This window comes from Bacillus sp. FJAT-25509, assembly GCF_001420605.1.
Classification (GTDB): Bacteria; Bacillota; Bacilli; order Bacillales; family Bacillaceae_G; genus Gottfriedia.
In genome coordinates, this window is record NZ_LJIZ01000016.1 from 37,122 (window position 1) to 52,151 (window position 15,030).

Below are 15,030 nucleotides of genomic sequence, written 5' to 3' on the forward strand. Positions count from 1 at the left end.
TCCCTATCTATTTCATCTTAGCTTTTACAGCTTTTTCTAATCGTGTCATGGCTTCTTCTAATGTTTTACGTGTACAAGCGTAATTCAATCTCATAAAACCATCTCCATTTATTCCGAAACCGCGACCTTCATTTAAACCTAATTTAGCATCATTAATCATAAATTCGTTTAATTGGTCACCTCTTAGGCCTAAACCCCTAAAATCAAGCCAACCTAAGTAAGTTGCTTCTGTAACTCTCATTTTTACACCCGGAATATTTGTTTTTAAGTAATTATGTATAAACTCCGCATTTCCTTTTAAATAAATCAATAATTCATCAAGCCACTTTTCACCTTCGTTATAAGCAGCGATAACTGCTTCAATTCCAAAAATATTTAAGTTTTCTAAACTTGAACGAGCAATTGCATGAGAAAATTCAGTAAATAATTCTTGATTTGGAATAACAGCAAGTGACGAAAATAAGCCTGCAATATTGAATGTTTTACTTGGCGACATAAATGTAATACTCATATTTGCTGCATCTTCACTTAATGAATAAAAAGGTATGTGACTACCTTTCTTATAGACTAAGTCAGCATGAATTTCATCTGCTATTACAACAATTTTATTCTTTTTACATATTTCAAACAAACCTGATAATTCCTCTTTTGTCCAGACTCTTCCAATAGGATTTGCAGGGCTACATAAAATAATCATTTTAGTTTTAGAAGTAATTTTATTTTCTAGATCTTCTAAATCCATATAATAATAACCATCTTCTTCAATTAAAGAATTTTCAACTATGTTTCTTCCATTATTTCTAATAGTACTGAAAAATGGAAAGTAAACTGGTGGCTGAATGATGATTTCATCACCAGGTTTTGTGAAAGCATCAATGGCTAAATTTAATGCTGGAACTACACCAGGTATATTTGTTAACCATTCTCTTTTTATCGATGTATTATAACGTTTACTTGCCCAATTCATTGCTGATTCAAAAAATTCTTCTGGTATATGTCCATAACCATATATAGGATGTTGAGCTCGTTTCGTCATAGCCTCTACAATCCCGGGTGCACAAGCAAAATCCATATCGGCAACCCATAAAGGTAGTACTTCCGTACATCCAAATACTCGATCAACTGAATCCCACTTTGTACTATTTGTATTTTTTCTATTATGTTCTTCATTAAAGTTAAAGTTCATTTCTTATCCCCCACCATTTTCGATCATTTATGATTAAGATTTTACTACTTTATTCCAATATATAGTTAATCAATAGTATTTTCGTAATCATAATTACTATCCAAATTATACTATTCCGCTAGAAAATTCAAATTTTAATATTAATTTAAAAAAAGTGAAGTATGAACTGTCTGGCCAAGACCAACAATTGGTGGAGTTTGTATGAAAATCTAGCAATATTTAATTAGGTGTCTATATTTTTCAAAAATCGATCTATTTTTTTCATAATGCTAGCAAATAATAATTAACATCTCAATGTGAATGGAGGGTCTGTAATGAAAAAAGATGATGAATATACGGATGATATGAATCAAATATTAGAAATTATCAATGCAAAAGGTGATACTGGTGAATTACTTGAAATTGTAGACAAATATAAACAAACTGAAAATCCAGAATGTAATCATGATCTTTTTTATCAAGAACTAAGAGTAATTGCTGAGGATAGTGCAAAAGAAGAAGATTAAATAGAGTAGGTTTAATGAGTAGTGGAACGATTTTAGTTCCACTACTTTTTACTATTCTTATAAAACGATACCATAGATTGAATCTTTATATGTATTACCGATTAATTTATAAACTATATTCTTCAGTAGGAATTTTGCCTCTTAAAATATCATATTCAGCTTTCATTTCACCAAATTTTTGAGGATTTCCATGGTCCGGTGCATAATCAGGGTGCCAAAGCTTAGTATATTCCCTCATTTGTTTCTTCCAAACTTCAGCACTATCATTCGGATCGAAATACTTGAAATTATGTTTTTTATTTTTCTTGATTGAAGTAGAGTAATTTCTTAAATACTCTTCCCAGACTCTTGCCCAATCAACTATTTTCTTTTTATATTCTTTTGCTTTCTCGGCATTTTTCCTTTTTTCTTCTTTCTTCCAATCTTCCATTCTTTGACTAAAATCTTTAACCCCTTGTTTTGAGTTTCTCCATCTTAGCTCGGCATCTCTAATTTCTTGATCTGTAATTTCATCAAATAAATTTTCGTCATCAAGAACTTCAATAAGATCTTCTTCATTTTCTTTTGAATTTATATGGAGGTCATACTTTTCTTCTATCATTTTTTCAATTAATTCTGCACTAGTTTTCCCTGTAAGTTGGGATAGCTTTTCCAGTTTTTCAGTGGATTCTATTTTAACCTTGTGTGTTAAATAAACGTATTTAGTTTTGTTTCTCAAGCACCTCAACTCCTTAATTAAATGTTACTATACAAGGTTAAATCTATATATTAAATAATGAAGTCAATCACGTTACATTACATTCTCAACAACCTCAATTAAATGAAACAAGAATGTTCTATATATAGTTTAATGTAAAATATTATTAATAATGTTTTATAATCAATCGTATTCATTGTTACAGGAACTATTTAAGAAAGTATTTTGAATTCAACATCAAACATTTCTATATTTATTAACTGATTAACGATTTTATTTTTTATTATCAACTTATTTTATTCGATATTAATCTATTGCAACCTTTCTTAATTCGATAATTATTTTTTATCAAGCTTAATAATTTTTTCGAAATGCTCACGAGATCAAATTATTTATATAATTTTATAAAATAAATGATTTATATGGGAGTGATTTCTATTATTAATCAATTTAAAAATATACCAACAACTTGTATTTCAGATGTAATGGATGGGCTAAATAATATGGATCCGTCAATAAAGCCTTTAAAAGAAGAATATAGATTTGTTGGAAGAGCACTGACTGTTAAAATCCCTGTTGGAGATAATTTAGCTGTATTGAAGGCAATTCGTGAAGCAAATCCAGGTGATGTCATCGTAATCGATGCAAAAGGAGATCAATACCGAGCAATTGCAGGGGACTTTGTTGTTGGAATGGCGCAAACAATGGGTGTTAGTGCAATAGTTGTTGATGGGGTAATCCGCGATATCAGCGGTATTAAAAAATTAAATTTCCCAGTATTTTGTAAAGGAACAACTGTAGCTGCAAGTGGAAAAATTGGTATAGGCGAAATTAATATTCCAATCTCATGTGGAGGTACATCAGTTAACCCAGGCGATATTATTGTTGGTGATGCAGATGGAGTAGTTGTAATCCCTCAAGCGGAAGCAAAAACGATTTTGGAAAAATCTTTAGATAAAATAAAAAAAGATGAACAAAGAGAAGAACAAGTATCTGGTAAAATTGAAGCTATAAAATCTTATATTGATCGTATGCTTCAAAAGTAACTGATAAAAAATACAAAAAAGGTTCTAAATATAGGTTCTTCGAAAAAAACCTATTAGAACCTTTTTTACTTGTCTAAAATTTTAATTTTTTCAACTGACTTTTAATAAACGGATCGATATCATCAGGCAATTGACTTAAATGAAAGAATTGGACTTCAATTGATTAATTTTGATCTGGACAAATTTCATTTTCGAAATCTGTACAAATATACCCAATTGCTACTGTATGATATTCATCTCCGCTTCCCTCAACTTTATTTATAAATTCTGCTCCGGAATATACTCCAATTAATGATAAAGAATTTAACTTAAGACCAATATCTTCAAGAACAGATCGTTTAATACATTCTTCAACAGATTCATTTAATTGTAAAATCCCACCTGGTATCCCCCCATTATCTCCTCTATATTGAAGTAAGATTTCACCTTCAGAATTTAAGATGGCAACGCTCGGACGAACAATAATTAAAGGTGCATTTCCGATCTTTTCTCTTATACCTTCACAATATTTCATAAAGCCTCCTAATCTGATATCTTAGTAACTTTATTTTCTACTAAAAATCTCGAATAATTTTTTTAGCTTCATCCATCATTTCATTTATTAAGTTTTCTACCGAGTCCTTTTTAGATAATCTAGGACTTTGTCCCGACCAAAGTGACATAAACTCTTTATTATTTTGTACCGAGGATGCTTTTCTCATTGTTTGGGTAATTGTATTTTGAACGGGAAACTGTGGTAAATCAGCTTCGTATTTTTTCATTTCGGTAATAAATTTATTTTCGATTCCTCTTGCCCATTTCCCTGAAAATGCACGAGTCAAAACTAACTGGTCTTCGGTAGAATTTAGAATCGTATTTTTATGTACCTCATGAGCCCCACTTTCAATGCTGGTTAAAAAAGCGGTACCCATTTGAACAGCTTTCGCCCCTAAACAAAGGGACGCAATTAAACCTCTTCCGTCCATAATTCCTCCTGCTGCAATTACAGGAATACGAACATGATCAATTACTTGTGGAATTAACGACATTAATCCAATTAAACTTTCCTCATTCTCGTTTAAGAAATTACCTCGATGTCCACCTGCTTCACTACCTTGAACGACAACAAGATCCATTCCTGATTTCTCAATTTCAATCGCTTCATTTACAGTAGTTGCTGTTCCAATCAAAATAATATTATGGAGCTTTAACTCGTTTATTATTTCCATTGAAGGTATGCCAAATGTAAACGAACAAATAGGAACACCTTCTTCAATAATCGCTTTTATTTGTTCATGAAATGTTTCATTATACCGATTAAAATTTTGAACTTGTATGCGATCATTTTGTTTTATATTTAATTCTTCATTAAAAGATTGTAATAAATCCATAGATTTAGACATTTCATTCTCGTTAACAATAAATTCATTTGGGACAAATAAATTAATTCCGAAGTTATTATTAGTTAACTTTTTTATTTCTCTAATTTGTTCACTGATTTGTGATGGAGTCATATACCCTGCTCCAATTGTACCTAAAGCTCCACAATTTGATACTTCAGCTACAAAATTTGAAGTTGTAATTCCCCCAGCCATCGGAGCTTGAATAATTGGATATTCTATCTTTAAAAGTTCAGTTATTTTATTTTTAAACATTCATTTCACCTCTATTAATTTTAACTTTTTTTTACTCACCAAAAAAGTCCCGAATAGTCTAGCAACACTACCCGGGACTTTACCTATTATTTTAATACATTCGGAGATTTTGAGGGTACATTTACGCCTAGGTTTAAAAATCCATGGCCTTCCTCAAACTTACTGTATCCGATTGGTACTGTATGACTTATTAGAAGTTCGAACAAATCTGGTTCAGTAATTTTCTCATTATTCTCAGACTCAAACTGTTGAATTAACAATGCAATAGCCCCTGATACATGTGGTGTTGCCATTGATGTACCAGAAAGAACAGCAAATTGATTTGTCGGATACGTTGAAAGAATCTTTTCTCCTGGTGCAACTAAATCAATTTCATCATTTGTATTACTAAAATCGGATAATCGTTTTTGAAGACTTACGGAACCTACTTCTATAACTTCATCGTAGGCACCTGGATAGCTATATTCATTGGTTGAACCATCCCCATCACCTTCATTACCAGCTGCACATACAACGGCTATATTTTGTTCAACCGCTCTTTGAATCGCTTCATGTAACGAAGAATCATCCCCTGGACCACCTAATGACATTGAAATCACTCGAACAGTTTCTCCATTAGAGCCTTTCCAATTCGTCGCATAATCAATAGCCTGTACAATTGATTCAATGCTTCCTTCACCAGCACCAGTTAATACTTTTAAAACGAGAAGTTTTGCTTTTGGAGCTACTCCAACTACCCCTTCTCCATTTTCAGAAGCTGCAATCGTTCCACAAACATGTGTACCGTGACCGTTATTATCTAAGAATACGTTAGGGTCCCCACCGTAATCTTCAGTAAAATTATATCCACCAATAATTCGCTCTTGTAAATCAGGGTGGTCTGTCTGACAGCCTGTATCAATAACTGCTACGACCACGTCTTCCCCTTGAAACCCTTTTTCCCAAATAGATTTAGCTTCTATTAAACTAACACCAGGTGGTACTTCATTTGTACTACCTTTAACTTCTTCCAGCTTGTAAGGAATTAATCTAAATTTAGACATGCCTACCAACTCCTTTTTGGGATTTATTCATAAAGGATAAATCTTTGAGGTATAGTTTACTATTCTATACACATCCATAATTTTCCTTTAAATAAATTCAACTTTATTTAAAATTAATTCTAATACAGTTGGAAATTAATAGATTCACCGCTCCCTTCTCCAAACTCGGAAGTCGGCTTTTTGATTATTATAATGAATGGTGTCAAAACTTTAGTTATGACCCTGTTCATTATAAAGGAACAAAGGAGTCTTTCCTTAAAACGGCAAATGCATAGGAGGTAAAGGTACATTATGTACGATCCACCAGAAAACTCCCCTTGTAAAAACTCCTTTCACCAACCAGAATGGTACCTCAAAGGAACGTTTTGGTTTGCTACTCTCGTACTTAGAGATCTCACTGTGACACTAAACGTTATCCCTCTACTAGTAATGCCTCGAAAAAATTGAATTTCGAACACATTTTATTCATATAAAGAATGCAAATTCAATCTGAAAGTTGGACAAAAATATTTTTATATCTAATCTATGAAGCTTATAAATTAATCCTCGCGCTTCAACCTCAACGCTGAACCTATTTGTGACGAATCTGTCAATATTTAATTTGATATAAAAAATGCCCGCAAATTCGTTAGTAATACCGCATTTTATAAATTAATCAATTATTAAATAACTCAAAGGGATTACGATATAATTAGGGGGTAAAGAACTAGAATGAGAGGTTAGAAGATGATAAAAAATGAGCAAGAGTTAAAAACCAAGTTGAATCAGTTGATTAGCGATCCTAATTTCTTGCGTTTACAAGAATCTTTTGAAAAAGAGAGTTTATTTCAATTATTGGGGTTTGGACACCGAGAAACAATGCATAGTTCTTTTATCAGTTGGTTGCTTTCACCAACGTCTTCGTTAAGTTTAGGTACGTTTCCACTAAAGCGTTTTCTCTACTATATTTGTGAGGAAAATTTATCAAATGAGAAAACTGTTATTGATTTTGATTTAATTGAATCGGACTCACTTCAACTAGAGGAAATGGAAGTTGCAACTGAGGTAGCAGAGTCTGTGGTGGTTCCAGAGACAAATCAGGAATTACGGGCTCGATTTGATTTGTATTTGGTGAATGATTTGGTGAGAATTATTGTGGAGAATAAGGTGTTGGCAAGAGAAAACAAAGATCAGACGGAAACTTATACGAAAATCTTAAAACATTTAGATGACTCGTATCAATATGAATTAAAGGTCTTTTTATCTCCAGATGGCACAGTAAAACCAAAATGTCCTGAGTTTATTCAAATTGATTATCAAGGTCTATATGATTTTGTTATTGTACCTAGCTTGAATCATCCCAAAATTACAACTGCAAATAAAAATATTTTAGAGGAATATATCCATAATCTTCGTATGGTCTATAAAGGAGTAAATAAGCCGATGGCAAGAGTAAATGATGAGTTGTGTGTAGCTATATATGATAAGTACAAAGATGTATTAGATGAAATATTCGATGCGGTTAAAAATGAGACACCTGAAAAGAGGAAGGTCAAAACGTCTGCTCCAATTCGTAAATCAAATATTTCTTGGAAAGAGATATATTCACGACTAAATGAAGACGAAAAAAATCTAGAGTCTACTTATGGAAATACCGTAACAAAGGCTGAAATCGACCTAACAAGTGGTAGGATCCTTTTTGAAGGAGAAGAATACAGTAGTCCTTCGGCTGCTGCTATTGCCGCAGTAAATTACATTCAGGGTGAAAATTACACAGACCGTTACAATGGATATAAGTTTTGGAGTATTGTGTATCCAAATGGTGAAAAGAAGAAACTGTCTGTTGTACGTGATGATATATCTATATCTGTAGCTCAAGAGGAAGAAGATTAAGGCATTGAGTAGACTAACTATATAACAAATGTTGCAGAACGTAAAAAATACATAAATGTAATTATAAAATAGAGATGAGGGTTTAAGAATGGCAATGAGTAAACATTAGGGTGAAAGCAGATGGACTAAAACTAACAAGAGATAACTACATAAAGGTAAGTAATAAAAGCTCGTTTATTAAAGGTAAAGTCTATGATGATTCATTTGTTAAAACCATACTGAAAACTGCTTGTATAATTTTGATTTGAATATGAAGTTTTTTAACTCATTAAATAATGAAAGATTTTAATAAAGAAATTGATGATTTTCTGATAGATGATAAACCGTTTGTTAAAGTTACTAATTTAAATGATATAGAAAAAGTTTCAGGATATTACATGATGATATTTGATGAGTATAATCAAGTTTATATCGGACAAAGTACGAATATGAAAAAACGTGTTATGTCACATTGGAGTACCCTAAAAGAATTTGACCGTTTAATATTCGGAAATAAAGAAAATTCTATGTTGTCAGTAGATAGTTTTAGTGCGTTAGATATGACTAGATTGAATGCTTTCAAAACTCATTCCCTTTATGAGTTTGAGAATAATTTCATTAACTTCTTTAATCCAAATTTAATTATAAATAGAACAGTTGGTGGAGAGTTAAGTGGATTAAGTGATGCTGTCGCTAACGGAAAAACAAGAGAATTAAATGTTTAACAAAGTAGCTGCTAAGGACTAACTTAGCAGTTTTTTTTATTTTCTGAGCCACTTCCCAATGGAACAATTCTAAACCTGTCTTTCCAATAATTATAAACGACAGGTTTTAATTATACCAAATATTGTCATTTAACAACATTCCAATATTGAATGTCTTTGTTACAATTAAGAACTATCACTAACAGGGTTATTACAGTTATGATTATTATAAATAACGATTTGATGACAATAAGTAACCTTAACCCATAAAAAAAGACTTTCACAGTCATTTGTGGAAGTCTTTTTTATAAAAATTTACAAAGGAGATAGTTATGAAAAAAAAATTAATTGCAGTATTAACAGCTTTATTCATTGGTTTAATTCCTTTCACAGCAAATGCAGAGGAAAGCTCAAAAGATATTAAAGGAGAAGAAGCTTTAGTAGATGTATTTAAGCAAATTGAAAGTGACATTAATTTTGCTTTAGAACATGGTATAGAGAAAAGTGAAACAATATATACCCAACCTATTGAACTTGAGGATGGTGTTGAATTGCTGTCCTCGGAGACAGTAATATATAATGTAGATGGAACGATAGCAGGAGATTATAGTGTAAAAGTTCAACCAGAAGTAAGTGAAAACATTATAGCGCCTAGAGTAGTAATTAATACTGGTGGTTATGATTGGAAATATGTAAATACCAAATATACTGATACATATTTAGAGCATACAATTAAGGGTCCTATACAAGCTTTATTAGCGTTTGGAACACCATATTTACCTACAATAGCTCAACAATCATTTGCTGGAGGACTATCAGCTTATATAGGTTTATATGCTAATCCTAAACTTTATTATTTTAAATCAGTTTTATATACCGATCATGATGCCGTTAACAATTATTACAAATTGAAGGTATATACTTATAAAGATAAAGGTAGAACAAAATTAGAATCTACTAAAACAATAACAACTAAATCTAAAAGATAAATATAGAGTAGTTGAATCTAATTTTTATAATATCGATTAATACGATGTATCAAATATAAAATTAGAAAAGTTGTTATTACAAAATATATAATTTTTATATATATATTTAAATCACTGTAATTTAAAGTGAAGATAAGAAAAGTAAAAACAGCACCTAATATAAATTTTAATGTATTCTTCATATTGTACCTCTCTAAAAAGTAATATGTTCAAAATAAAAAAAGTGGGTTTTCAAATCCAAAACATTAATTAAATGTCCTTTAATTATCAAACGATCTTTAGGATTTTTTGACCTAAAGGCGTAACAGTTCTAACCCTATCTATCCAATAATTATAAACGATAGGTTTTAATTATACCAAATATCCCCATGTAATAACATTCCAATATTGACTGTTTTGATCACAAATAAGGAATCGACTTGCGTAGGATTAACAGATATAGTTTTATATAGAAGCGCTTCGATTAATATTGTTACGATATTAACTAACACCAGTCGGATATATGAAAATGCATAAAATATTAGTCTTCTCTGGTAGTTGGTAGTTTACAATATTTATAAATCTATACGAAGAAGTGATTATATGTTCGATATACTTTGGCAATTTTTAAATTTTGCGGGACTTATTGCGACTGTTGGTTTATTTGTTAATATCGTAAAAAGAAAGAAAAAAATATATATAAACTAAAGGATCTAATATTATGAAAAAATATTAGATTTCATTTTGTATTGCTTTTTGTTTAGTATTTTTATTTGTTGTATCCCCATTTAAAGCAGAAGAACCGCAAATACTGGATGGGGTTACTGAAGCGAAGTATGAGGTTACAACATTAGAAGAAGCTAAAGTTGTATCTGTAACTAACCAAGAAGAAGAAAGAATTAACAATTTGTTTAGCCAATACAATCTACAGCCATTAACAACGGAACTTTCTCCTGAAACTCCTGTTGTTAATTTTAAAAGTATTGATGAATTTGAAACGTTTTTAAAAGATACAAGGAATCCAATTAAATTTAATGATGGTTTTAAATTAGTAAAAACATATTCTTGGTAATTAAAAAGTGCAAATTACTAAAATAGTAATTTGCACTTTTTTTATCCATCAAATCTTTGCCATATTTCTTTAACTTTTAGGAAATATGGGAAACTCAACTTTAAATTTTAGTGGTATGGAGAAATACGAGAAGAAATACAAGAAATTGAACGAATTGAATAAAGGCTACAAGAGTTCGATTTGACTCTGATATTTATGAATTAATCCGTATCTATTAATTTCCAATAAATAAAATTAGAACCACATTTTACCTTGTGGTTCTTTGTTTATTCTCCAAATAAAAATAATGCTAAAATTACCATGACTTATAAGAGCACTTTTTTATGTTATCAATCTACTTTTATACTAAATAATGTATGGGACAACATTGTATGAAATAATGTTTCGATCACGATACGTTTGAGTTATTACATCACTTTTTGTACTAAGTATTCCATTTTGCAATAAGACTGGTTTAAATCCCCTTTCGCTAGCTCCATTATAAGTAAATAGAACACAATGTTCTGCTGCAAATCCAGCTATTATAACTAGCTCAACGTCATTTCCTTTCAAAATCTGCTCTAATTCAGTATTCCAAAATGCATTTGAATGTTCTTTTGAAACACAAATATCTTGTTCTTCTACTTTAATTTCAGGGATAAAAGATAGTAATTCTGAGTTTATTTCCTCTGCTCCTTCAATATCTTGGACATGTATAACTATGTGATTTTTAGAACGGATACAGTCAGCAACATAATTTATATATTCACATGCACCTTCGACATTCAATGATTCTTTTTTATCCTCTAAAAATATTTTTTGCATATCAATAATAAGAAAAGCAATTTTCATTATTTACCCTCCATGACACTTTATATTCCTTTTAAATAATTATTCTATTTGTTTTGTTATAATCCTACCTTTTTTTTAAAATGGCATGTTAGTTGATTTAGAACAATTGAAAATTTTATTGAAAAAGGTAGAAATCCCCCAAACTATAATAAGTATTGAATTGATATAATTAACAGAAAAATAGTGCTTTTCAAAGAGGAGTTTCTTTATGATGTCGGTCCTGTTTTAATTACAATAGTTATTTTTAAACTTGTTATTCCTAATGATCTGTTTATTATGAGACTCATTTCGCTAAAGCTTGCAATCGCTGAACAACCTTTAAGCTGATTCGGTAGCTTTTCCTTATTCAAGTAAATGGCAGTTTAGTGCAATAAGAAACTGTATAATTAAATTCATAATAGGTGGTGGAATTATGAATTTGAAAGAAAAATTGAAGTTATTACTTAAAGAAACTGTTTTTGATTTAGTAAATAAAGATTTTGTAAAAATTAGTTCCAAACTAATCGAAGAACTTACAATTGAGGACATTAAAGAAGAACTAAATTACTGGGGGATACTTACAATTCCACCTGATTTAGCTTACGAGAATATTAACTATCTGGAGTACAATTATGGCGAAGGATATTCAATGGAATTTGAACTTTGGATGATAATGAGGAAAATGACTTAACATTGTCTTGTGAAGCAATAATCGACCAATCAGATAACGTTTTATCGATTTCAATCACAAATTTACACGTTTTATAGTTTGTCGTTATTGAACTAACGCAGTGCCTTAGTTACATAAAATCTGGAGTGAATTTCCATGATTCTATACCTAACCATGTGTTGTTTTAAAACACTATAAATAAAAAACAGTGGGAAACGAATGCTTCTCACTGTTTATTAATTTATTTAGCTGTTTTTCTCAATTGTAGTTTAGAAAATTTCATTGATTGATTTTCGCTAACAAATGTGGAACCTAATAGCAATGCTCCACCAATCATTTGAATAATGGTCATTTGTTCTTGTAAGATTACCCCTGAAATCAATATAGCTACAAATGGATCAACATAGCTTAGCATAGCAATGCTCTGACCTTTTAAATTTTGCATACCTGAGAAAAACAACCAAAATCCTACTCCGGTGTTAATAATGCCTAACAGTATAATAAAGAATATAGATGATCTTGGTACTTCTAAGATGCCGAATCCCTCCGTAAACAGAACATAAGGCAAAAGAAGTATAGCAGTTATTCCAAGTTGGATGATTGTAATCTCTAACTTGGCTATGTTTTTAATAAATTTATTCAATAACATTAATGCAGCATAAAATGCTGCTGCAACTAATCCAAAAAAGATTCCAAGTAGATCACCTTTTCCAGATGCACTTATACCGTTTCCAACAATCAATAACATACCTAATATTGCAACAACAATACAAACAACCTTTTTGATAGATAATTGTTCATTAAGGATTACAGGTGAGAGAATCATAACAAAAACTGGTGCAAAGTAGTACGCTAATGTTGCATTTGTGACTGTCGTATAGTCGTAGGATTTATACAGGAAAATCCAATTTCCACCTAGTGCAATTCCAGAAAGAAATATAACGGAAGCATTTGCTTTCACTAATTCCCACGGAATAGTTTTTTTCATCACAAAAAACACGAACATTAAAAATAAACATCCGATTGAACTACTTAGTAAAGCCGTCTCGCTTGAAGATAGATCAATATATCTTACAACTAAACCTATTGTACCAAAAATAATCATTGATAATATAAACTGTATTTTAGATTTCATCGGTCAATCCAAGTACTTTTTCCATAATATCATTCACATAAATTATCATTACTTCCCCATCCCTTTCAAACTTGAATTTTGAATAGGGTTAGCATAGCATAATTATAAACATTACAAAATTGAATGTTTATCATGTTATATATGACAAAATCGAATGTAAATGAGGTCGAGTTATGAATATCCAAAAATATATGGCATTTGTCAAAGCAGTTGAATATGGAAGTTTTACAGGAGCTGCTGATGCATTAAATTATACACAGTCTGGTATCAGTCGTATGATTAGTGATTTAGAAGCAGAATGGAAAATTACTCTTTTTGAAAGAGGACGTACCGGGATCAATTTAACATCTGATGGTTTAAAATTATTGCCTCAGTTAAAACGAATCTGTAATGAGCATGAAATTTTACGTATGCAGGTTGAAGACTTACATGATATGAAATCAGGAATGATCCGTATCGGAACTTTTTCAAGCGTGGCAACTCATTGGTTACCCAATATGATTAAATTCTTTAAAAAGGATTATCCAAATATTGATTTTGAGCTGCTGTTAGGCGATTATTCTGAAATTGAAAACTGGATTGTAGAAGGACGTGTCGACTTTGGATTTTTAAGGTTACCGACAAAAGTAGAAATTGAAACAATTTTTGTGGAGCAAGACCGTTTGCTGGCAGTAATTCCTCAAGACCATCCACTTGCTAAGTGTGACAAGTTTCCAATCAGCGAATTATTGAACAGTCCATTTATGTTACTAGAAAAAGGAGGAAAAGCAGAAATATCAGAGATTTTTGAAAAACATCAAATATCACCATTAATACATTTTACAACATGGGATGACTATGCCATCTTATCTATGGTAGAAAACGGTTTAGGAATCAGTATATTGCCAGAATTAATTTTACAACGGATTCCTTACAAAATAATATCGAAGGAGCTTGAAGTACCTGCCTTTCGAAATATTGGTATTGCTATGCGAGAGGAAAAATCACTGTCACTTGCAGCCAAGAGATTTTTAGAATATTTATCATATAGAAGTTTGACAATTGAACAGTCTGAATAGGACATCTTTTATTTAATAAAAACCACTTTTTCTTATGCAACTAAAGCATGCTTTAGCTACATAAGAAAAAACAGAATCTTCAATATGGAGATTCTGTTTTTGGTATAAAGGTTAAGTATTTCGATTGTACTTCGCTGCTCTTTTAGTTTCTTCAACTTCATCATCAGTCAATTTTTCTTTACCAGTAAAGTGATCAATTACTTCTTTTGTAGAAAATTCGCGTGTTTCTATTACCCGATTTACTGTTTCAGATTTTCTCTATTTGCTTGGTTCAATTATATTTATTTTTTTATTGTTTTTAAATTCTTATCAGAACTTTTCCTCCAGAAAAAGAGGTGAAGGAGTCTATTGGGATGAAAAAAGAGTAGTTGTTGATTTAACAGGTAATAGTATCTTTTGGGATGAAATTGAAGAAATAGGATTTTATAATCAATCTTTTTTTTGTATGACTACAAAATCAACATATATTAGAGTATTTATTTATAAAGAAGAGCAAGTTAGATTGAGACATAAACTTCCATTAAAAAATATTTTTTGGAGATATAGTGGCAACATAGATTGGAATACGATAGAAAAACCAAAAGAAATGCACGAAGCACTTATGCAATTTTGGGAAGAAAAAAATAACTCTAACTCTATATGACTTATGA

The 15,030-nt window shown here is 30.8% G+C and carries 15 protein-coding genes; 8 read left to right on the plus strand and 7 right to left on the minus strand.

Features of this window, described 5'->3' with window-relative positions; genetic code table 11:
- Positions 1-7: 7 nt before the first annotated feature.
- On the minus strand, positions 8-1,186 hold the full coding sequence (locus AN960_RS09455) for a MalY/PatB family protein (protein ID WP_056470159.1): 1,179 nt from the start codon (positions 1,184-1,186) through the stop codon (positions 8-10).
- 314 nt (positions 1,187-1,500) lie between these two features.
- On the opposite strand from AN960_RS09455, the gene AN960_RS09460 reads away from it, so the two are divergent.
- Positions 1,501-1,692 (plus strand): hypothetical protein, encoded by a 192-nt coding sequence (locus AN960_RS09460; protein ID WP_056470162.1) that lies wholly within the window; start codon positions 1,501-1,503, stop codon positions 1,690-1,692.
- Between the two features lie 106 nt (positions 1,693-1,798).
- On the opposite strand, the gene AN960_RS09465 is transcribed toward AN960_RS09460, so the two are convergent.
- Positions 1,799-2,410: a hypothetical protein gene (locus AN960_RS09465; protein ID WP_056470165.1), complete on the minus strand. Its 612-nt coding sequence runs from the start codon at positions 2,408-2,410 to the stop codon at positions 1,799-1,801.
- Positions 2,411-2,817: 407 nt separating this feature from the next.
- Here AN960_RS09465 and AN960_RS09470 point away from each other — a divergent pair, with 407 nt between their 5' ends.
- Positions 2,818-3,435 carry an RraA family protein gene (locus AN960_RS09470; protein ID WP_056471145.1) on the plus strand — a complete coding sequence of 206 codons (618 nt, stop codon included), beginning with the start codon at positions 2,818-2,820 and terminating at the stop codon, positions 3,433-3,435.
- A 163-nt stretch (positions 3,436-3,598) separates the two neighbouring features.
- Here the strand turns inward: AN960_RS09470 and AN960_RS09475 are convergent, their stop codons facing one another.
- The 3 genes from AN960_RS09475 to AN960_RS09485 form a co-directional block, all read right to left on the minus strand.
- Positions 3,599-3,949, minus strand: a complete 351-nt coding sequence (locus tag AN960_RS09475; RefSeq protein WP_286131672.1) for an NUDIX domain-containing protein — start codon at positions 3,947-3,949, stop codon at positions 3,599-3,601.
- 40 nt (positions 3,950-3,989) lie between these two features.
- Positions 3,990-5,069 carry an NAD(P)H-dependent flavin oxidoreductase gene (locus AN960_RS09480; protein WP_056470168.1) on the minus strand — a complete coding sequence of 360 codons (1,080 nt, stop codon included), beginning with the start codon at positions 5,067-5,069 and terminating at the stop codon, positions 3,990-3,992.
- A gap of 86 nt (positions 5,070-5,155) precedes the next feature.
- The gene (locus AN960_RS09485) at positions 5,156-6,112 is read right to left on the minus strand and encodes a S8 family peptidase (protein ID WP_056470171.1); all 957 of its coding nucleotides are present in this window, start codon (positions 6,110-6,112) and stop codon (positions 5,156-5,158) included.
- A 726-nt stretch (positions 6,113-6,838) separates the two neighbouring features.
- On the opposite strand from AN960_RS09485, the gene AN960_RS09490 reads away from it, so the two are divergent.
- The 3 genes from AN960_RS09490 (at position 6,839) to AN960_RS09500 (ending at position 9,656) form a co-directional block, all read left to right on the plus strand.
- Positions 6,839-7,984, plus strand: a complete 1,146-nt coding sequence (locus tag AN960_RS09490; protein WP_056470175.1) for a PD-(D/E)XK nuclease family protein — start codon at positions 6,839-6,841, stop codon at positions 7,982-7,984.
- A 275-nt stretch (positions 7,985-8,259) separates the two neighbouring features.
- A complete protein-coding gene (locus AN960_RS09495; protein ID WP_056470178.1) occupies positions 8,260-8,688 on the plus strand; it encodes a GIY-YIG nuclease family protein in 429 nt (142 codons plus the stop codon).
- Between the two features lie 311 nt (positions 8,689-8,999).
- The gene (locus AN960_RS09500; protein ID WP_056470181.1) at positions 9,000-9,656 is read left to right on the plus strand and encodes a hypothetical protein; all 657 of its coding nucleotides are present in this window, start codon (positions 9,000-9,002) and stop codon (positions 9,654-9,656) included.
- A gap of 1,396 nt (positions 9,657-11,052) precedes the next feature.
- Here AN960_RS09500 and AN960_RS09510 read toward each other — a convergent pair.
- On the minus strand, positions 11,053-11,538 hold the full coding sequence (locus AN960_RS09510; RefSeq protein WP_056470186.1) for a cysteine hydrolase family protein: 486 nt from the start codon (positions 11,536-11,538) through the stop codon (positions 11,053-11,055).
- Between the two features lie 412 nt (positions 11,539-11,950).
- On the opposite strand from AN960_RS09510, the gene AN960_RS09515 reads away from it, so the two are divergent.
- Positions 11,951-12,208, plus strand: a complete 258-nt coding sequence (locus AN960_RS09515; protein ID WP_056470189.1) for a DUF7668 domain-containing protein — start codon at positions 11,951-11,953, stop codon at positions 12,206-12,208.
- Positions 12,209-12,428: 220 nt separating this feature from the next.
- On the opposite strand, the gene AN960_RS09520 is transcribed toward AN960_RS09515, so the two are convergent.
- Entirely contained in the window at positions 12,429-13,322 is an 894-nt protein-coding gene (locus AN960_RS09520; protein WP_056470192.1) for a DMT family transporter, read from the minus strand.
- A 173-nt stretch (positions 13,323-13,495) separates the two neighbouring features.
- Here AN960_RS09520 and AN960_RS09525 point away from each other — a divergent pair, with 173 nt between their 5' ends.
- The gene (locus AN960_RS09525; RefSeq protein ID WP_056470195.1) at positions 13,496-14,380 is read left to right on the plus strand and encodes a LysR family transcriptional regulator; all 885 of its coding nucleotides are present in this window, start codon (positions 13,496-13,498) and stop codon (positions 14,378-14,380) included.
- A gap of 262 nt (positions 14,381-14,642) precedes the next feature.
- Entirely contained in the window at positions 14,643-15,023 is a 381-nt protein-coding gene (locus tag AN960_RS09530) for a hypothetical protein (protein WP_056470198.1), read from the plus strand.
- Positions 15,024-15,030 lie beyond the last annotated feature (7 nt).